Origin of the sequence: Listeria booriae (genome assembly GCF_000766865.1) — a bacterium.
GTDB lineage: Bacteria > Bacillota > Bacilli > Lactobacillales > Listeriaceae > Listeria_A > Listeria_A booriae.
The window spans coordinates 41,557-58,310 of sequence record NZ_JNFA01000025.1 but is presented as its reverse complement, the minus strand read 5'-3'; the positions used below and the strand labels follow the sequence as shown (position 1 = coordinate 58,310).

Below are 16,754 nucleotides of genomic sequence, written 5' to 3'. Positions count from 1 at the left end.
TAGGAGATAAGCTATATGAAAATCACAATGGACGATGTCCGATATCAAGATGCCAACCTAGCGCTTTCTTTCACCGTGACAGGAGCCACCGAACCGTGTGAATTTGCGTATTACTTGTATCAAGATAACCAACTCATCAAGAAACGTTGGTATGAACCAGCCAGCAAAAAGAACGAGATTCAATTCCGACCATTATTTAGCGGTGCTTACAAAATCAGACTTTTTGTTCGCCAAGGAGAAGAAGTCGTGTTCGCGCAAGTTTCCAACGAACTGTATATCGATTGTGTCGCAGAAAAAGAATTGGAAGTTACGTTTCCAGGTGAAAAAATCTTCTTTGATGATGTGCCGGTCAAGTATTTATTCCAGCCAGCGAAGAAGCCTTCGAAGCATTTAATTTTATCGTTTTCAGGTCTTTATTCCACAGAGTTTCGTGGCGGCGCACCAGTGTATAACCACATTCGGACGTTAGAACCGGTGGATGCGAATAAGTTGTTTATTTTAGATTCGTATCAAGATCAATTTTGTTATTATGTTGGTTTTGGAAGAGAGCATCAATTTGAGCGTAGCGTGGTGAGTTTAATTACGACGATTGCGAATCAACTCCATATTTCTGCTGAAAATATTATTGCGACAGGTTCTAGTAAAGGTGGTGCCGCAGCATTGTACTACAGCTTGAAATATCGTTACGGCAAAGCCATTATCGGCGCTCCGCAAGTGTATATTGCCAATTACTTGAACCAACGTGCGACTTCTGATTCGATGCTGGAACGTTATTATCGGATTCTTGGTGACAACCATGAGCTGGGCAAACAATTTTGGAATCAGTTGATTTTGAACCAAGTAGCCAAAGCCACGCAATTTCCAGAATTACATTTTCATGTAGGAAAAGGCGATTTCCATTATCCAAAACATCTTGTACCACTATTTAAAGAGCTGGATAAACGGGAAGTGACCTATCGTCTGGATTTAGCGGACTACACCGAACACAATCAGACGGGACAATATTTTACACCATTCTTATTTGAAACTGTCTCTAAAATGATCTAAAAACAAAGGAAGAAGTGAACATAAACGATGCGCGAAACGGTTCAAATTTTAAAAGAGCAGGCACAGCATTTTCGTAAAATTGCGCGGATTGCAAGGTACGACCAGCGAGCGGTGTATCAAAGCCATTACTTGGGGATGATTTGGGAAGTGTTAAGCCCGACATTGCAAGTGTTGATATACTATTTCGTGTTCGGGATTCGAATGAACGGAGCAGCGTCAATGGAAGCGGGTGTGCCATACATTGTTTGGATGCTTGCCGGCGTTATTCCATGGTTTTTCATCAGTGCCATTATTGTTTCTGGCGCGAACTCGATATATAGCAATTTGAATATGGTTTCGCGGGTGAAGTTCCCGATGAGTATTTTGCCGTCAATTACGATTTTTAAATCACTTTACAGCTACGCGACGATGCTTGTCATATTACTCGGATTTTTATTAGTTAATCATATTTTTCCAACGATTTACTGGACACAATTTTTCTACTACTTCGTATGTATGTGCTTATTCTTGTACGCCGTGTCTTTATTCAATGCCACTATTACGATTTTATTCCGCGATTACCAGCTGATTATCAGCTCTGCGATGCGACTTTTATTCTTCGTATCCGGCGCCGTGGTCGATGTAACCGCCAATCCAGACTCACTACTCACCAAAATTTTAAAATTAAATCCGTTTGTGTATATCATTGAAGGCTTTCGCGACAGTTTCTTCTCACGGCAGTGGTTTTTCGAAGAACCGTGGTGGACAGCGTACTTCTGGGGAGTTACATTACTAGTCTTAGGCGTTGGCTCTATCTTACATCTCCGCTTTAAAGACCGCTTTATGGATTACTTATAAGAAAGGACGAGCAAAAATGACAGAACCTATCGTGCGTGTAGCGCATGTTTCCAAACAATATAGCATGATTACAAGCCCAGCAAAGCAACTACGATCATTACTTCGTCCCAACAAATCCAAACCGGCTTTTCTAGCATTACGAGACATTTCATTTACGGTTCAACCAGGTGAAACGGTAGGATTAATCGGACTTAACGGTTCAGGAAAATCAACCATATCCAACATTTTAGCAGGCATTATCCAGCCAAGTCACGGCACCGTCGAAACAAAAGGGGAAGTTTCTTTATTAGCCATCGGTGCAGGTTTAAAACCGAACTTGTCTGGCATGGAAAACATTCGTTTGAAATGTATCATGCTCGGCTATTCCAATCAACAAATTGCCAAGATGATTCCAGCTATTACTGAATTTGCCGACTTACACGAATTCATCGATCAACCAATCAAGCGCTATTCCAGCGGTATGAAAGCCCGACTTGGTTTTGCCATCGCCGTTCAAATCGACCCAGACATCTTGATTATCGACGAAGCATTATCTGTTGGCGACACCACGTTTTACAAAAAATGTACTGACAAAATCGCTGAGTTTCAAGCATCAGGAAAAACCATTTTCTTTGTCAGCCACGCACTTCGCCAAGTCCGCGATTTGTGCGACCGCATCATCTGGCTACACTACGGCGAAATCCGCTTAGATGGTCCAGCCGATGAAGTAGGCCTAGAGTACAGCAAATTCGTCCATCATTTCAACAAACTATCCAAAGAAGAAAAGAAAGAATACCAACAAAATCTTAAGAAACGCCAAGCCAACGTAGAGCAACTTGATACATCACATGCGTATAGCGCAAAAAAAGCACACGGCGCTATCCGAAAATCAACCATCCTGTACCTTGCCATTCTCTGGGTCTTCACTATCTTCAGCGGACTCTTCATGGAATCTGCCACATTTTTGACGAAATTTCATGAATTACTGGCTAGTATTTGCAAGATTGGTGGATGACGTTACAACAAGCACACGAAAAGTAAGGTAAGATTTAAGAGACTTCGTATTAGTCACCACTGTGTGCTGTGTTCCCCACTGAAAAATCGAAAGAGAACACCATTCCTCAATGTATTTCCCCGTATGCATCACCAAATATGCAAGCGAAAAGTACTTGGACAATTACGCCAATACGTACGGTTTCGAACACACCGTTTTACGCGATGCAACTATTTTTGGATCACGTCACAACCATAAGACGTGTGGTACCGATAAATATGGACTAAAACAGCAGCAAGCCAAAAGGAAGCACCTATCCTAAAAAAGGGAGTTTCAAATACTAGAACCGCAAATATAAAAGGAGGCATTTATATGCTACAAACATTTGGAGTTGAAATAGACGAAAATTTTCTGGAAATACTCTTATTTTCCAACAAGTCATTCGATAAATATTCCAAGAAGAAAGTATTACCAGCTAAAACTGTTATTGATGCTAGCGTAACAGAGAATCGTTCATTCATTTATATAGAAAAAGGAGTAACCAAAATTGTGGCAAGCCATAATACGAAAGAAACAACGATATCATTTTCTGGGGATGGAGAATTTATCGGGTTCGCTTCGTTATTATCACGAGGAAGCAGTCAATTTGCGTTAGAAACAATATCGGAGACAACCGCCTATTTCATTGATCCATATTTCGTTTTAAATGTCATCGATGAATCTGGTTGGGGGACCTCGATTTTGCTTAAAATTATTGAAAACTTAACACAATCTGTTAATTATTACGGTCAATTTAACCTTTTACCTGCAAAAGCAAAGGTTGCAGCCGCATTATTGCATTTAGAATCGAAAAAATTGGGTAAAGGAGAAGGGCAGTTACCAAAAGAAATCTGCCAACATCACCTTGCTAGTTATTGCCAAATTACACGGGAATACGCAACGACGATTTTATCCAAGTTTGAAGAAGAGGGGCTTGTCAAATTAACACCAAAACCAATTACAATTTTGGATATTTATGCATTGAAGCAAATGGTAGGCTTTGAAGTCGCTGGCTCATTACATTAAAATATACACAAAAAGGGAATAAAATAGTACGAATGATTGATGATTTATGGTAAGATAAAAGGGAGAACTGTGAAAAGACTTGTATCGAGATGAATAAACATTATGGAACTTATTGAAATTCGAGTTTTCATATAATTTATTCTTCTCGAACCAAGTCACATAAAGAGCGCGGATAACTCTTTTATAACTACCATGAAGCAAAACATAATAAGGTTAGAACAGCTCGTAAATCTTGGTTTTTTAATCAAGACATGTTTATTAGAGTGGTTCTAGCCTTTTTTGTGGGCTACATAGATGCGCAAATACAAATGGGATATCGGTAAATGGGGAAATTGGAAATCTGGAGGTCATGAAAATGAACTGGGTAGAAAAGAAGTTAGATGCTATTTACAAGGCATTGCAGACGGATGCAGAGACGGGCTTAACGACGGACGCGGCAACGAAGAAGAGGGCTGAGGTCGGGGCCAACAAATTTGAAGAAGGAAAGAAGGAATCATTACTTTCTAAAATTGGGCATCATTTGCTGGAAATTACGACGATTATTTTGCTTGTCGCTGCGGCGATTTCGCTTTACTTGGCAGTTACGACGGGGTACGGTTATCCGAAAGTGATCGTGATTTTGGCGATTGTTGTGCTGAATATGGTGCTTGGGATTTATCAGGAGAACAATGCGGAGAAGGCGCTTGAGGCGTTGCAAAGTATGAATGCGCATATGACGGTGGTGTTTCGTGACGGCGTGAAACAGGAAATTGACGCGACGGAATTGGTTCCGGGAGACATTATTGAGTTGAATGTGGGGGACATGATTCCAGCGGATGCGCGCTTGATTGAAAGCCGGAGTTTGCAAGTCGAGGAGTCAGCGCTGACTGGTGAAAGTGTGCCGGTTGAGAAGGATACGGACGCTGTTGTTTCGGAGAAAGCGCCGATTGGTGACCGTTTTAATATGCTATTTTCGGGATGCTTGGTGACGGCTGGTCGTGGACGGGCGGTCGTTGTGGAGACGGGAATGCAGACGGAAATGGGGAAAATCGCTGGCCTGATTAATGAGACGAAGAAAACCGAGACGCCACTGCAAAAACGCTTGAAGGAGCTGGCGAAACGTTTAAGTATTGTCGCGCTAGTTGCTGGTGTGTTAGTATTCGGGATTGGGTTATGGCACGGTGAAACGATGATTGAAATGCTGATGATCGCGGTTTCTCTTGCGGTTGCGGCGGTTCCGGAAACGTTGCCGGTCATTGTGACGATAACGCTTGCTTATGGCGTGCAAAACATGGTGAAGAAAAACACGATTATTAGACGGATTCCAGCGGTTGAAACGATTGGAAACACGTCGGTTATTTGTTCGGATAAGACGGGGACGTTGACGCAGAACAAGATGCGGATTCAGCAAATTTGGTCGGTGGACGGGACGCCAACGAAGGTGGAAGAAACGTTTAATGAGACGGAAAATCAGCTTTTGGAAATGTTGAGCTTGTCGAATAACGCGACGATTGAGGTGCGTGACGGTGAGGAGACGATTATTGGGGACCCGACGGAGTCTTCGATTATCCGATTGCTAAATGAGAAAGGTTTGACGAAAAAGGATTTGGAAGCGAAATCGCCACGGGTTTTTGAATTGCCTTTTGATTCGGAGCGTAAGTTGATGACGACGATTCATGAAGTGGAAAATGGCTTTTTGGCTATTACAAAAGGAGCTTTTGATAGGATACCGGTTGCTTTTACGGAGGAACTTTTGCAACAGGCACGGGAGGTTCATGATCGGTTTGCCGAGAAGGCGTTGCGTGTGATTGCGGTTGCTTATAAGCGGTATACGGAAATGCCAACGGACCTTAGCGCCGAAGCGTTGGAGCATGATTTAGCGTTTGCGGGGATGGTAGGTATGATTGATCCGCCGCGTCCTGAGAGTAAACGGGCGGTTTTGGCGGCGAAACAAGCGGGAATAAAGACTGTAATGATTACCGGCGACCATATTGTGACGGCTTCTGCGATTGCGCGGGAAATCGGTATTTTGGAAGAAGGCGACAAGTCGATTACGGGTGCGGAGCTTGCCGAGATGTCACAGGCAGACTTAGAGCGCACGGTGCGTGATTATGCGGTGTATGCGCGTGTGAGCCCAGAGGACAAAATCCGGATTGTACAAGCGTGGCAGAAGAACGGCGAAGTGGTGACGATGACAGGGGATGGCGTGAACGATGCGCCGGCTTTGAAAGCAGCAGATGTTGGTGCCGCGATGGGAATTACCGGGACGGACGTTTCGAAAAATGCTGCGGACATGGTCATTACGGATGATAATTTTGCGACAATTGTCGATGCGGTGTCAGAAGGTCGGACGGCGTACGAGAACATTCGCAAAACGATTTACTTCTTGCTCAGCACGAACTTTTCACAAATTTTCATTATGTTCATTGCGATTTTATTAGGATGGGGTGCGCCGGTCGTTGCCGTGCAGTTATTGCTTATTAACGTTGTTGCTGACGGGATTCCTGGTTTTTGCCTCAGTCGTGAAAAAGCGGATGCTAACGTGATGGAACGCCCACCGATGAAGAAAAACAGTGGTATTTTTGCCAATGGTTTAGGCGCAAAAGTGGCGACGCAAGCCGTTGTGTTCACAGTTGTTACGTTGGTCGGTTTTTATATCGGGAAATTCGTAGACATTAATGCAACGGTTGGCGCGAGTGCGGAAGTTGGCATGACGATGGCGTTTGTTATTTTGGCTTGGTCGTCTGTATCGCATATTTTCAACGTTCGTAGCGACGAGTCGATTTTCAAAATTGGCTTTTTATCCAACAAACCGTTATTCTTTAGCGCGATGCTATCGATGGTCATTATTTTGCTAATGGTAATCATACCGCCAGTTGCTAGCACTTTCTATCTTGTACCGCTAAGCTTAACGCACTGGTTGCTAGCCTTTCTTTTATCAGTATTCCCATTGGTTTTTGTAGAAATTCAAAAAGCAGTAAAAAACAAAAAAGGAGACGGTAAAAATGCGTAAAGATAAACAAAAAGTAATTTTAATTGGTGCTGGAGATGTTGGAGCAAGTTATGCGTTCGCGTTGACATCGCAAAATATTGCTCGGGAAATCGGGATTATTGACTTAAATGTCGGCAAAAAAACGGGAGATGCGTTGGATTTATCGCACGGTTTGGCGTATACATCACCGAAACAAATCTATGTGGCAGATTATAAAGATTGCGCCGACGCCGACCTTGTTGTCATCACAGCTGGAGCCGCACAAGCTCCCGGCGAAACTCGACTTGATCTCATCAGCAAAAATTTAAAAATAACGAAAAGCATTGTGGACAGCGTCATGTCTAGCGGCTTCGATGGTATTTTTCTCGTTGCCACCAATCCTGTCGATGTCTTAACGTACGCCGTCTGGAAATATTCTGGTTTACCGAAAGAACGCGTCATCGGTTCAGGAACTTCACTGGACAGCGCGCGCTTCCAACAAGCGTTAGCAGAATTAGTTGGCGTCGATGCGCGTGACGTGCAGGCCTACACACTTGGTGAACATGGCGATAGCCAATTCCCGGTCTGGTCGCATGCCAATATCGGCGGCTTGCAAATTAAAGAATGGATGAAAGACCATCCTGAAATCACCGACGCCGTTCTGGATGAATTATTCCACAAAGTTCGCGACGCTGCATATGAAATCATTGAACATAAAGGCTCGACGTATTACGGCATTGCCATTTCACTGGCCCGCATCACAAAAGCCATTTTCAACGACGAAAATGCGATTTTGCCACTTTCGGTTTATTTAGAAGGTCAATATGGCCATTCCGACATTTACATTGGCTCAACCGCAGTCATTAACCGTGAAGGTATCAAGTTTATTATCGAAATGCCGCTCAATGAAAAAGAGCAAGCCGATATGGATAATTCGGTATCAGAAATCAAAGGCATGATGAAAGATTTCTTCTAAAATCGCAAAAAACAGGAGGGATCACCATCATGGAAGCCAAACCACCAGTGACAAAAAAACACGATTTACAGAAGCAAAAACAGTTTTTGATCCGCTTTTTGTATATTGCTAGCATTGTCTGCATCATTTTCTTAGCGCTAAAATATGTTTTGCCACTCTTATATCCATTTTTGATAGGATTCGCACTTGCTTGGATGTGTATGCCGCTCACGCGATTACTAGCCCGTAAGACCGGATGGCGAAATCGCAAAGCCTGGGGATTAATGGTCATGTTAATCTTTTACGCCATCGTGAGTACGCTCCTAATCTTTGGCATTTTGGAACTATTTCATTTATTGGGAAGCTCCGTTGGGAATCTTCCGAGCTATTACCAAAACGATATTTTGCCAGCGTTACAGCGGATTGAAGATTGGGGTGCCGAATGGATTCATAATGTGGCGCCAGAACTTGCCGATCAATATTTGGATGTCTTCCACACGATTATTGCAAAAGCAGGGGCATTTGTAATCTCGTTATCAGGAAGTATCGCGAGCTGGATTGCCAACGTAACCTTGTCTTTACCGAGCATGTTCATTTTCTTCTCGTTTAGTATGTTGTTCTCTTTCTTTATCGTTTGGGACTTCGATAAGGTCGGCGCGTTTATCCGACGTCAACTGCCAGATCGTGTTAACCGAGTAGCTCACGATGTTCACCAGCATTTCAAAACAACGACGGTCGAATACATTAAAGCCTACCTTATCATCGCGGGAATTACATGTGTCGAGCTATTTATTGGCTTGACGATTCTAGGTGTTCCTAACGCGATTTGGATTGCCTTAGGAATTTCAGTTTTCGACATGTTACCGGTATTTGGAACTGGCGGCATCATGATTCCGTGGGTACTTCTCACATTCATCAACGGAGATTTCAGTTTTGCGATTGAATTACTGATTTTATACACCGTCATCACGATTATCCGCAATTTCATCGAACCAAAAATCCTCGGTACAAAACTTGGCCTAAACCCAGTAGTGGCTTTATTTACAATGTATGTTGGTCTGCAACTATTCGGCATTATCGGCCTAATTTTAGCACCAATTGTCACCGTTATCGTCAAGGATTTTCACGACGCGGGCCGTTTCAAGTTATGGAAATATGAATAATAGGGGCATAACCCAAATAAATCGGCGAGAAGCGCTCGCATTGTTGAGGCTGTTCGAAGGAACTGAGTTACAGCCTCAATATGCCTACGAGTTTTCGAGTAGGCGTTCCATCAAGATTCAGACGGTGAATTCCAAGCGGTTCTGCTACACTAACGTTACGCATAACTTCTCGCATGGTCGGGGATACGACTCCCTCCCTGCTTTCAGTCATCACATACACCAGTATGCTCCGCTTCCGGCTTCCGCCAAACTCCCTGAATACAAACGCTTTCGCTCGATTTGTGTACAGCAAAATTTTTCGTCCTACCCAAGGAGATGGCAGGGCGATTTTGCTCTATCTTGAGTTTTGCTCCAAATTCCTATTTTGGGATTGAAAGAGGACAAAACATGCACTTCCATGTATAATAAGGGAACACAATGAAGAAAAGGGAGCGATTTTATGCAGAAATTAATACAGTTTATCGTTATTGTTGTGCTTTTTTCAGCGGTAGGCTATTTCCTATACACTTGGTCTGGAGCCATTTTAACGGTAGTGACAATCGGAGCAGAAATTATGGCGCTTGTCATAGTCGTGCGGCTACTTCTTTGGGATCAGCGCAATACCACATCGAAAATTGCATGGGTCGCAGCAGTGTTTGTGTTACCAGTTTTAGGCGTTGTTTTATATTTATTCTTTGGTAGAAACCCGCAAAACCGTATTTTCACAGCGAACCAAATCAAAGAAAAAGAGAAGTTGATTGATGCTGTACATAATTTGCCAATCAACCAATCGGACAAGGAAGTACCGGAACTATCAAAAAGCTTGTACGCGCTCACGGATATTCGGCCAGTGAACGGTAATAAAGTCACGCTTTTAACAAACGGTTCGGAGACGTTTCCTGCCATTTTGGCGGCATTACGAGAAGCGCAAGATCATATTCATATTCAATATTACATTTATCGCCAAGATGACATTTCCACAGAAATCCGCGATATTTTAATTGAAAAAGCCAAGGCTGGTGTGACCGTGCGTTTCATGTACGATGGTATGGGTTCGGCGCATTTGAAGCCAGAGTTTTTAGAGCCATTAAAGCAAGCAGGTGCGACGATTCATGCGTATGACCCAGTTCGTTCTATCTGGATTGCTCGTACCGCGAATTTACGAAATCACCGCAAGATGGTTGTCATTGATGGCCAAATTGGTTTTACAGGTGGCTTGAATGTTGGGGAAGAGTATCGTAGTAACACGCCAGATTTCGAGGTGTGGCGCGATACGCATGTGAAAATCGAAGGCCCTGGTATTATCGAGTTGCAAGAATCGTTTCTAACGGATTGGGTGTACATGGAGAATCGGGCTGGTGCAGCGGATGAATATATTAGTAAAGCTGGCATTGCGCGTTATTTGAATCCGAAACCAGCAGAAGAAGCCGATGATTGGGTGCAAATCGTGTATGGCGGCCCATATGACAAAGAGAAATGGGTTCGTGATGCGATGCTTGATTTGATGGATTCTGCGAAGAAATCAGTCTGGATTGCTAGTCCTTATTTTGTCCCTGATGAAGAATCGCTCGCTGTTATTCGCCGCGTATCGATGAGTGGTATCGATGTACGCGTGATTATTCCAGGTAAAGGCGACCGCGGTGTTTCCTTCTACGGCAGTAACGCCTACATCGAAACAATGATTGACGCCGGTGCAAAAATGTATTCGTACCGCGATGATTCGTTTATTCATGCGAAGCTGATGCTTGTTGACGGGGAGCGCGCAGCAGTTGGAACGGCGAATTTTGATATTCGAAGCTTCCGACTAAACCATGAGTTGATGGTATTCTTGTACAACCGAAGTGACGCGATTGTGAAAATGGAACGTGATTTCAATGCCGATTTCTTGGAAAGTCATCTGTATACCAAAGCAGAAATGACTTCGAAATCAAGAACGAAGCGGATGCGCGAGACGTTAGCGAATTTATTATCACCAATTTTATAAGTGAGAAATGCCAACTGGTGTCTAGTGAACTGGTTGGTATTTTTTGATGTTGCGTAAGATAGTTTAAAAAACAGGTGACGTGTGAGACATAAATATGGTATAATTCACACGATATCTATTTGTTACAGCTATAAATAATCATGATTTAATTATTCAGACTACTTTGTGTGTATTATCTAACATCGGCGTGCCATTTGCCTTAGATATAGACATAAAAGACGAACTAAGAGGGGAATTAAAATGACAACACAAGTGAAAAAGTTAACATTGATTGGGCTAATCCTGATGATCTTTACATCGGTTTTCGGGTTTGCCAACAGTCCGTCCGCGTTTTATTTAATGGGATATGGAGCGATTCCGTGGTATATCTTATCTGCCATCTGTTTCTTCATTCCATACGCGCTTATGATGGCTGAGTTTGGTTCAACATACAAGAAAGAACAAGGGGGCATTTTTTCTTGGATGAATGATAGCGTAGGACCGCGTTTTGCTTTTATCGGCACGTTTATGTGGTTTGCGTCTTACGTTATTTGGATGGTAAGTACATCTTCGAAAGTTTGGATTCCATTATCGACCTTTATTTTTGGTGGGGATAAAACGCAGGAATGGCGCTTATTTTCACTGACACCGACGCAAACGGTAGGTATTCTAGCGATTCTTTGGATTATCGTAATTACTTTCTTTGCATCGCGTGGTTTGAAACAGATTTCGAAAGTGACAGCAGTTGGAGGTATTGCAGTAACAGGCTTGAATGTGGTTTTGTTACTTGTGAGCTTACTTATTTTAGCGCTAAACGGCGGGGAATTTGCACAGCCAATTACGGGTTGGACATCGTTTGTTGAATCGCCAAATCCATCGTATGTGACACCACTTGCGACGCTTTCCTTTGTCGTGTTTGCGATTTTTGCTTATGGCGGGATTGAAGCTGTCGGTGGTTTAGTTGACCAAACGAAAAATCCTGAGAAGAACTTTCCAAAAGGAGTTATTATTTCAGCGATTATCATCTCGGTTGGCTACGCGCTTGGGATTTTCCTTTGGGGCGTAAGCGCGAACTGGCTACAAGTGCTTAGCGGCAAAACAACGAACTTAGGGAATATTACGTACGTTTTGATGTACAATCTTGGGTTTGAATTAGGTAACGCGTTCCATATGAGCGTTGCGGCGGCTGGTCAAATGGGCACGTGGTTTGCTCGTATTACCGGTTTATCGATGTTCTTAGCGTACACGGGTGCCTTCTTCACATTGATTTATTCACCGCTTAAAACATTGATTCAAGGAACGCCAGCAGAAGTTTGGCCGAAGAAAATGACACGAATGAACAAAGCAAACATGCCAGAATTTGCGATGTGGATGCAATGTTTAGCCGTTGTTGTTATTATTTTACTCGCATCATTTGGCGGCGATAATGCCTCTGCTTTCTATAACAAATTAACATTGATGGCGAACGTTTCAATGACACTACCTTATCTTTTCCTAGCATTCGCGTTCCCATTCTTTAAAGCAAAAGAAGGTCTAACACGCGAGTTCGTCATTTACAAAAAGAAATGGCAAACATATCTTGGAACATGTGTCGTGCTTGTCGTTGTGGGCTTTGCAAACATCTTTACAATTATCAACCCAGCAATTACAGGCGATTACAATAGTACTATCTGGATGATCGCTGGACCAGTCGTGTTCGCATTGATTGCTTTTGTCTTATATGAAATTTATTTAGGCAGAATGAAGAAGAAATAAATAAAACTTAGAGTATGGTGTTTTTGCTGCCATACTCTTATTTTGGAAAATATTTATTTTTTGCTTGGCGAGATGAGTCATAATTTGTTATAATCAAGGAGGAAGATAGATAAAAAAAGAAATTGAAGGAAGGTGCTATTCATATGCAATCGCGGGATGATGCATTAAAAGATGGCCAAAAGGACACGACATGGAGTGACTGCGCCGAAGCTTTTCAAATTATTATTGATCGGATGCGTCAACAAACGGAAGATCAGCAACAACGTTTACAACAAACAATCGATATGTTTAAAGAACGTCAACGAGAATTACAGAAACAGATAGATGCTAATAAATAGAAATGAAGAAGGCTGGGCTTGCTGCTTGGTCTTTTTTTAATTATTTCCCGGGGAATAATGGTATAATTTGTGGAAAAGGAGTTGGCGCAAGTATGAAGGTGTATCATTATGATGCGTTTAGTGAGCTTCCAAATATGGGGAATCCGGCAGGTGTTGTGTTGGATGCGGACGGTTTAACGACAGAAGAAATGCAGGAAGTGGCGCAAAAAGTTGGTTTTAATGAGACAGCTTTTGCGTTGGCATCGGATGTGGCGGATATTCAGCTACGTTATTTCACACCAGGTCATGAGATGAATCTTTGTGGTCATGGAACGATGGCGGCGATTGGGGCGTTAATTGATCGCGAGCTTTTGTCTAAAGATGCGGAAATACGGGTAGAGACTAAAGCAGGGATTTTGACGGTGAACATAGCGCAGGATGTGGCTAGTCGGGCAATGATTACGATGCAACAAGCGGCGCCAATTTTTGAAGCATTTTCGGGGAGTCCTGCGGCGCTTGCGGAAGTGATTGGTTTGACGGAGCAGGATATTGATAAGGCGATGCCGATTGTGTATGGAAGTACGGGGATTTGGACGGTGATTGTGCCTGTGAAAACATTGACGGCGTTTCAGAAGATGAAGCCAAATAATGCGAGTTTTCCAGAGATATTAACGGAAAAACCGCGGGCTTCGATTCATCCGTTTTGTTTGGAAACAGTAGATTCAGCGGCGGATATGCACGGGAGACACTTTTCTTCGCCGTTTTCTGGAACAATCGAGGACCCTGTGACAGGAACTGCATCCGGTGTGATGGGCGCCTATTTTGCGACATACATAAAACCAGGAGAGACCGATTTGACGGTAGAACAAGGGTTGGAGATAGGTCGAGATGGGCGCGTAATCGTTCATATTAGGAAGCAGGCGTCAGAAATGAAAGTTGCCATCACAGGAACGGCCATTTTTGTGAAGGAACTGGAGGTATAACAGGAGTATTTTCCTAAACTCTGCTATAATAAAAATGACAATTGTGTATTTTGGAAGAATTGGAGATGAAAGCCATGTTAAAGAAATTAAAAAGCCTGAGCATCGCGCAGTGGATTGCGATCTTTATTTTTGTTTCGATGGGTATTTCGATGATTTTTATTACCATTGAGATTTTCTTAGCACCAGTGAAACAGACGGCGGGGCAGCCAAAAGAAACATTGCGAAGCGACTATATCTTCTTGTTGTTTGAATGTGTTTTAGGTGTTATTATTTTGCTATTACCAACTATTATTTCACGTCGATTTAAATTTGAAATTCCAGGTCTTGTTTATATTTTATTCCTTGTTTTCTTATATGCATCGATTTATTTGGGAACTGTTCAGAAATTCTACTCTACTGTGCCGCATTGGGACAAAATTCTACATACGTTCAGTGGGGCAATGCTAGGTGCGATTGGGTTCTCATTTGTGAATTTATTGAATAATGATGAACATGTCGTGATGAAAATGAAGCCAGGATTCCTTTCTGTGTTTGCCTTTTGTTTTGCGGTGACGTTAGGTGCTTTTTGGGAAATTTATGAATATACATTCGATGGCTTGATGAATTTGAACATGCAGCGTTATGAGCTTTCAAACGGAACACCACTCGTTGGACGTGCCGCATTAGCAGATACGATGGGTGATATTATTGTCGATGTCATCGGTTCGCTCGTCTTTGTGCTCATCGGTTATTGGGCGCTTAAGAAAGGCAAGCCGTGGATGAAGAATTTTGAGTTTAAAAAAAGAGTACCGAAAGAGGGAGTAGCGAAATGAAGATAGAACATGTAGCCATTTGGGTGGCAGATATTGAGCGTGCGAAGGATTTTTATACGCGTTATTTTGAAGGAGTTGCCAATGATAAATATGTGAATGAAACGAAAGGCTTTGCGTCTTACTTCATCACATATCCGAGCGGCGCGCGCCTAGAAGTCATGACACGAACAGATGTCACCGCGCAAAAAGAAACTGCGATGCTTGGCTGGGCGCATATTGCCTTTTCTTTAGGAAGTAAAGAACGCGTCGACAGCTTAACGAAAGAGCTAGAAGACGCAGGCTACACATTAGAAAGCGGTCCACGTACGACGGGTGACGGCTATTATGAAAGTGTCATCCTAGACAGCGAAGGAAATCAAGTCGAAATTACAGCTTAAAAGCAAAACGCCTAACCCGCAAAACTGGGCTAGGCGTGTTTTTATTGGATATATGCTGCTAAACGCTGTTGGAAAAGGTTATCATCAAAAATTTCTCCGCGTTGTTCTGCGCACGTTTTGGCAACTGCTTTGGCTACAGCTAGCGAGACTTCGAATAGCTGGGCGACCGATGGTAACAAAGCGTCACTCGTTGCTGCAAAATCGCCAATCGCAACTGCTGCGGCTGAAAGCATCGACGTATCAATCGTATTCGCATCGCCAAGAATCGCGCCAAGAGCAAGTCCAGGATAGGCAAGCGCGTTGTTAGCCTGCGCAATACGGTATTCACTCCCAGCAAAATGAACATTTGGAAACGGGCTTCCCGTCGCGACAAGCACATTGCCATCTGTCCAATCATACAAATCTTGCGGCTTAGCCTCAGCAAGCGTCGTCGGATTCGAAATAGGGAAAATAATCGGCGTCTCACAATACTGTCGCATCTTTCGCACAATCACTTCTGAAAAAGCCCCACTCGCCGTCGAAGTCCCAATCAACACAGTCGGCTGAATCCGGGTCACAGCTTCCGCCAAAGAAAGTCCCGCCATATCACGTTGCCCAGAAATCAATCCATCAACGCCAAAATAATAAAAGCTCCGCTCCGCCTCGTCTGGCGTCAAGCCCTCACCAACGAGCCATTCCTTTATTTGCATCGCAATCCCGCGACCTGCACTACCAGCACCATAAATGAAAATCCGCTGCGCTCGAATATCCGCCTGAATGCGCTTAAACGCCGCACTCAGCGCCGCCAAAACAATAATTCCCGTTCCTTGAATATCATCATTAAACGTAAACAAATGTTGGTATTTTTGCAATAAACGGCTGGCATTATCCCGTCCGAAATCTTCCCAATGAAGTAAGGCGTCCGGGTAATGGTGAAGCATCGCCGCAACGAAAGATTCAATGAACGCATCATACACATCCCCCGTTGCCCGAGGTTCCTGCAACCCAAGATAATACGGGTCTTCCAGCAACTCCTGATTATTCGTCCCAACATCCAACATCACCGTCAAAATCCGCTCCGGAGGAATATGCGCGGCAACCGTATAAACGACGCCTTTACCAGCCACAATCTCGCTACCGCCAACGCCCCAATCGCCAATTCCTAAAATCCCCTCACCATCCGTCACAATCACAATATCAATCTCCGCATAGCGCGCCTTCACCATTTCCATCAACCGCGGCATGTCCGCCACCCGATCAATCGACAAATATACCCCAGCCGTACCATCAAAACAATGACTAAACGCCTGAATCGGCTCACTAATCGTCGGCGTATACACAATCGGCAAAAGTTCCTCCGTATGCGCCTTCAAAATTTCAAAAAACAACGCCACATCACGACTCCTAAGCGACCGCAAAAACAAATACTTCGCCATATCGGTCGGAATCGCTCGAATACGCGTCATCATCTGCGTCACTTCCTGATCCACCGTCAGCACCCGCCGCGGCATAAATGGCGTCACGCCAAGCTCGTCCCGTTCTTTCTCCGTCAATCGCAGTCCGCCAGAAGAAGGCATCACAAGTTGCAATCCATTCATG

At 43.5% G+C, this 16,754-nt stretch carries 14 protein-coding genes; 13 read left to right on the top strand and 1 reads right to left on the bottom strand.

What is annotated here, in order from left to right; genetic code table 11:
• Nucleotides 1-15 precede the first annotated feature (15 nt).
• The 13 genes from EP57_RS16550 to EP57_RS11435 all read left to right on the top strand — a co-directional run bounded on the left by EP57_RS16550 (nucleotide 16) and on the right by EP57_RS11435 (nucleotide 15,176).
• Complete coding sequence (locus tag EP57_RS16550; protein WP_052167657.1) at nucleotides 16-1,047, top strand: hypothetical protein; 1,032 nt, start codon at nucleotides 16-18, stop codon at nucleotides 1,045-1,047.
• Nucleotides 1,048-1,074: 27 nt separating this feature from the next.
• Nucleotides 1,075-1,884, top strand: coding sequence for an ABC transporter permease (locus EP57_RS11490; protein ID WP_036086904.1), 810 nt, complete (start codon nucleotides 1,075-1,077; stop codon nucleotides 1,882-1,884).
• Nucleotides 1,885-1,900: 16 nt separating this feature from the next.
• On the top strand, nucleotides 1,901-2,878 hold the full coding sequence (locus EP57_RS11485) for an ABC transporter ATP-binding protein (protein WP_077916853.1): 978 nt from the start codon (nucleotides 1,901-1,903) through the stop codon (nucleotides 2,876-2,878).
• Nucleotides 2,879-3,229: 351 nt separating this feature from the next.
• Entirely contained in the window at nucleotides 3,230-3,922 is a 693-nt protein-coding gene (locus EP57_RS11480) for a Crp/Fnr family transcriptional regulator (protein WP_036086902.1), read from the top strand.
• 355 nt (nucleotides 3,923-4,277) lie between these two features.
• Nucleotides 4,278-6,914, top strand: coding sequence for a cation-translocating P-type ATPase (locus EP57_RS11475; protein ID WP_036086899.1), 2,637 nt, complete (start codon nucleotides 4,278-4,280; stop codon nucleotides 6,912-6,914).
• Entirely contained in the window at nucleotides 6,907-7,848 is a 942-nt protein-coding gene (locus EP57_RS11470; protein ID WP_036086896.1) for an L-lactate dehydrogenase, read from the top strand. The genes EP57_RS11475 and EP57_RS11470 overlap by 8 nt, the downstream gene beginning before the upstream one ends.
• A gap of 29 nt (nucleotides 7,849-7,877) precedes the next feature.
• Nucleotides 7,878-8,990 carry a sporulation integral membrane protein YtvI gene (gene ytvI, locus EP57_RS11465; RefSeq protein WP_036086894.1) on the top strand — a complete coding sequence of 371 codons (1,113 nt, stop codon included), beginning with the start codon at nucleotides 7,878-7,880 and terminating at the stop codon, nucleotides 8,988-8,990.
• Nucleotides 8,991-9,429: 439 nt separating this feature from the next.
• On the top strand, nucleotides 9,430-10,953 hold the full coding sequence (gene cls, locus EP57_RS11460; RefSeq protein ID WP_036086892.1) for a cardiolipin synthase: 1,524 nt from the start codon (nucleotides 9,430-9,432) through the stop codon (nucleotides 10,951-10,953).
• A gap of 240 nt (nucleotides 10,954-11,193) precedes the next feature.
• Nucleotides 11,194-12,687 carry a glutamate/gamma-aminobutyrate family transporter YjeM gene (gene yjeM, locus EP57_RS11455; RefSeq protein ID WP_036086891.1) on the top strand — a complete coding sequence of 498 codons (1,494 nt, stop codon included), beginning with the start codon at nucleotides 11,194-11,196 and terminating at the stop codon, nucleotides 12,685-12,687.
• Nucleotides 12,688-12,830: 143 nt separating this feature from the next.
• Complete coding sequence (locus EP57_RS11450) at nucleotides 12,831-13,025, top strand: hypothetical protein (protein WP_143812817.1); 195 nt, start codon at nucleotides 12,831-12,833, stop codon at nucleotides 13,023-13,025.
• A 92-nt stretch (nucleotides 13,026-13,117) separates the two neighbouring features.
• Nucleotides 13,118-13,987, top strand: coding sequence for a PhzF family phenazine biosynthesis isomerase (locus EP57_RS11445; RefSeq protein WP_036086888.1), 870 nt, complete (start codon nucleotides 13,118-13,120; stop codon nucleotides 13,985-13,987).
• Nucleotides 13,988-14,061: 74 nt separating this feature from the next.
• Nucleotides 14,062-14,799 carry a DUF2238 domain-containing protein gene (locus tag EP57_RS11440; RefSeq protein ID WP_077916852.1) on the top strand — a complete coding sequence of 246 codons (738 nt, stop codon included), beginning with the start codon at nucleotides 14,062-14,064 and terminating at the stop codon, nucleotides 14,797-14,799.
• On the top strand, nucleotides 14,796-15,176 hold the full coding sequence (locus tag EP57_RS11435; protein WP_036086886.1) for a VOC family protein: 381 nt from the start codon (nucleotides 14,796-14,798) through the stop codon (nucleotides 15,174-15,176). Before EP57_RS11440 ends, EP57_RS11435 begins: the two co-directional genes overlap by 4 nt.
• A 41-nt stretch (nucleotides 15,177-15,217) precedes the next feature.
• On the opposite strand, the gene maeA is transcribed toward EP57_RS11435, so the two are convergent.
• Nucleotides 15,218-16,753, bottom strand: a complete 1,536-nt coding sequence (gene maeA, locus EP57_RS11430; RefSeq protein WP_052167656.1) for an oxaloacetate-decarboxylating malate dehydrogenase — start codon at nucleotides 16,751-16,753, stop codon at nucleotides 15,218-15,220.
• Between the last annotated feature and the right edge of the window lies 1 nt (nucleotide 16,754).

Coding starts and splice junctions, on each gene's coding strand:
- EP57_RS16550 (WP_052167657.1), top strand. CDS start 16: ATGAAAATCACAATGGACGATGTCCGATATCAAGATGCCAACCTAGCG.
- EP57_RS11490 (WP_036086904.1), top strand. CDS start 1,075: ATGCGCGAAACGGTTCAAATTTTAAAAGAGCAGGCACAGCATTTTCGT.
- EP57_RS11485 (WP_077916853.1), top strand. CDS start 1,901: ATGACAGAACCTATCGTGCGTGTAGCGCATGTTTCCAAACAATATAGC.
- EP57_RS11480 (WP_036086902.1), top strand. CDS start 3,230: ATGCTACAAACATTTGGAGTTGAAATAGACGAAAATTTTCTGGAAATA.
- EP57_RS11475 (WP_036086899.1), top strand. CDS start 4,278: ATGAACTGGGTAGAAAAGAAGTTAGATGCTATTTACAAGGCATTGCAG.
- EP57_RS11470 (WP_036086896.1), top strand. CDS start 6,907: ATGCGTAAAGATAAACAAAAAGTAATTTTAATTGGTGCTGGAGATGTT.
- ytvI (WP_036086894.1), top strand. CDS start 7,878: ATGGAAGCCAAACCACCAGTGACAAAAAAACACGATTTACAGAAGCAA.
- cls (WP_036086892.1), top strand. CDS start 9,430: ATGCAGAAATTAATACAGTTTATCGTTATTGTTGTGCTTTTTTCAGCG.
- yjeM (WP_036086891.1), top strand. CDS start 11,194: ATGACAACACAAGTGAAAAAGTTAACATTGATTGGGCTAATCCTGATG.
- EP57_RS11450 (WP_143812817.1), top strand. CDS start 12,831: ATGCAATCGCGGGATGATGCATTAAAAGATGGCCAAAAGGACACGACA.
- EP57_RS11445 (WP_036086888.1), top strand. CDS start 13,118: ATGAAGGTGTATCATTATGATGCGTTTAGTGAGCTTCCAAATATGGGG.
- EP57_RS11440 (WP_077916852.1), top strand. CDS start 14,062: ATGTTAAAGAAATTAAAAAGCCTGAGCATCGCGCAGTGGATTGCGATC.
- EP57_RS11435 (WP_036086886.1), top strand. CDS start 14,796: ATGAAGATAGAACATGTAGCCATTTGGGTGGCAGATATTGAGCGTGCG.
- maeA (WP_052167656.1), bottom strand. CDS start 16,753: ATGAATGGATTGCAACTTGTGATGCCTTCTTCTGGCGGACTGCGATTG.